1 protein-coding gene is annotated in these 1,933 nt (G+C 74.8%); it reads left to right on the top strand.

What is annotated here, in order from left to right:
* The coding region (locus GL263_RS25815) for an IucA/IucC family protein (RefSeq protein WP_182858154.1) at positions 1-1,804 on the top strand (1,804 nt) is incomplete at its 5' end.
* Positions 1,805-1,933: the final 129 nt, after the last annotated feature.

The raw sequence follows: 1,933 nt of genomic DNA, 5'->3' as shown, positions 1-1,933 counted from the left end.
CGCCAAGGTGGTGCTGGTACAGCTGGAATCGCCGGTGCAGACCATCGAAGCGGCGCTGGCCACGGCCCGCGAGGCCGGTGTCACCACCGTGCTCAACACCGCACCGGCCGACGCGCCCTCGACCATCGGCCTGCTCAAGCTGGCCGATGTGATCACCCCGAACGAGACCGAGTTCGCCGCGCTGCTCGGCCGCCGGGCCCAGGCCCACCAGTCCCGGCAGGCCCACCAGGAACGGAATCCCGCCACCGGCGCCCAGGGCACCCGCCCGCTCCCGTCCGCGCCGCCGACATCCATCCCGGACCCCGCCGCGGGCCCGGACCCCGCCACCATCCCGGGCCCCGCCAGCGACCTGGCGGACCGCGTCGACCTGGTGGCGCGCGTCGCCGACTCCCTGCGGCACACCGCCCTGTTCCTCACCGAGCGCCGCGCCTACCCTGGCCCGCCGCCCGGCGCCGACCCCTTCCTCACCGCCGAACAGTCCCTGTTGCTCGGCCACCCGCTGCACCCGGCGCCCAAGAGCCGCACCGGCCTGTCCGACGGCGAGACCAGGCGGTACTCGCCCGAAATCCACGGTGCCTTCCGGCTGCACTGGTTCGCCGTCGACCGCCGGGCGCTCGCCGCCGATTCGGCCTGGCACCGGGGCGGAAGGGTCGTGCCCGCCGAACGCCTCACCGCCGAACTGGTCGGCGACCTCGCCGGCCTCCCCGAAGACAGCGCCCTCCTGCCGCTGCACCCCTGGCAGGCCCGCGAGGCACGGCACCGCCCCGAGATCGCGGCCCTCCTGGACAAGGGCCTGCTCCACGACCTCGGCCCGCGCGGCGCCCACTGGCACCCCACCTCCTCCGTCCGCACGGTCTATCGACCGGGCGCCGCCGCCATGCTCAAGCTGTCGCTGTCGGTGCGCATCACCAACTCCCGCCGGGAGAACCTGCGCAAGGAACTGCTGCGCGGCCTCGAGGTGCACCGCCTGCTGCGCACCGGGCTCGCGGAGGAGTGGCGGGCGGCGCTCCCCGGCGGCGCGGACTTCGACATCGTGCGCGACCCGGCGTGGATCGGCGTCGACGACCAGGACGGCCGCCCGCTGCCCGGCCTGGACACCGTGCTCCGCCACAACCCCTTCGGGCCCGACGACCACGCTGTCTGCCTCGCCGCGCTCACCTCTCCCAGGCCCTGGCCGGACGACCCGGCCCGACTCCGCTCCCCGCTCGTCCGCCTCGTGGCGGGACTGGCCGCCCGGACCGGACGGCCGCCCGCCGCCGTCGCCACCGAGTGGTTCCTGCGCTACCTCGGTACGGTCGTCGCGCCCGTGCTCCGGCTCGACGCGGTCGCCGGAGTGGCGCTGGAGGCACACCAGCAGAACACCCTCGTCCTCCTCGACGAGGCCGGCTGGCCGCGCGGCGGACGCTACCGCGACAACCAGGGCTACTACTTCCGCGCCTCCCACCGCGAGCGGCTGGAACGCCGCCTGCCCGGCCTCGGCGAGGCCAGCGACAGCTTTGTGAGCGACGCCGTCGTCGACGAACGCTTCACCTACTACCTGCTCGTCAACAACGTGCTCGGACTCGTCGGCGCCTTCGGTTCCGCGCGGCTCGCCGACGAGCGGCTGCTGCTCGCCGCCCTGCGCACCTTCCTCACCACCGAGGCCGCGGGCGACGCCTCGCCGGTGACCGACCACCTCCTCCACGCGCCGTCGCTGCGCTGCAAGGCCAATCTGCTCACCCGACTCCACGGCCTGGACGAGCTGGTGGGGCCGGTCGACACCCAGTCCGTGTACGTGACGATCGCCAACCCGCTGCACCGGTGACCGCCGGCGGGCCCGCGCACGACCACCGGGTCGACGCGGCGGCCCGGACCGGCAGGGCAGCGAGTCAACAGGCCGTCGAGGCCGGGAAGGCAACCGCCATGACGTTCACCGACCACCCCAGGGAACGCC

Origin of the sequence: Streptomyces durbertensis (assembly GCF_014156695.1) — a bacterium.
In the GTDB taxonomy this organism is placed as follows: Bacteria; Actinomycetota; Actinomycetes; order Streptomycetales; family Streptomycetaceae; genus Streptomyces; species Streptomyces durbertensis.
Note: the sequence above shows the minus strand (reverse complement) of the source record. Positions and strands in the feature narration are given on the sequence as shown.